Annotated in this window: 1 protein-coding gene; it reads right to left on the bottom strand. The window is 69.6% G+C overall.

Features of this window, described 5'->3' with window-relative positions; genetic code table 11:
* A partial coding sequence (locus AB8M62_RS20075; protein WP_369070672.1) for an alpha-L-arabinofuranosidase C-terminal domain-containing protein occupies window positions 1-539 on the bottom strand: 539 nt, incomplete at both ends.

Here is a 539-nt window from a genome sequence, read left to right as displayed (position 1 = left end):
GAGGGCGTCAGGACCAGCGCGTCGCCGTCGGTGAGGATCATCGCCTGCAGCACGTTCACCGTCTGGGCGATGTTGGCCATCACCAGCCGGTCGGCGTGGCGGTGGAAGCCGTCGAAGTGCACGCTGGCGACCAGCGCGTCGCGCAGGGTGTTCTGCTGGAACAAGAAGCCGGGGTTGGTGCCCGGCTCCACGTCGAACCAGGTGCCCCACTCATCCAGCACCAGGCCCACGTGCTTGTGGGGGTCGTAGGCGTCCATGACCGCCGCGTGCCCGGCGATCACGTCCTCCACCGCCCGGGCCTTGAGCATCGTGGCGTAGTACTCGCCGGTGTCGAAGTCGGTCGCCGAGCCCTTGGCGTGCCAGGGCCCGACCACGGTGTAGTGGTGGAAGCTGATCGCCTGGTAGGTGTTCCTGCCGTGCCCGCTGACCTGGCCGGCGCCCAGGTAGCGGCCCAGGTTCTGCATGAGGACCTCGGTCCAGGCGTAGTCGGCGTCCGCCGCCCCCGCCGCGATGCGGTACAGGCTGTTGCCGCCGTGCTC

Origin of the sequence: Kineococcus terrestris (assembly GCF_041020755.1) — a bacterium.
Taxonomy (GTDB): domain Bacteria; phylum Actinomycetota; class Actinomycetes; order Actinomycetales; family Kineococcaceae; genus Kineococcus; species Kineococcus terrestris.
Note: the sequence above shows the minus strand (reverse complement) of the source record. Positions and strands in the feature narration are given on the sequence as shown.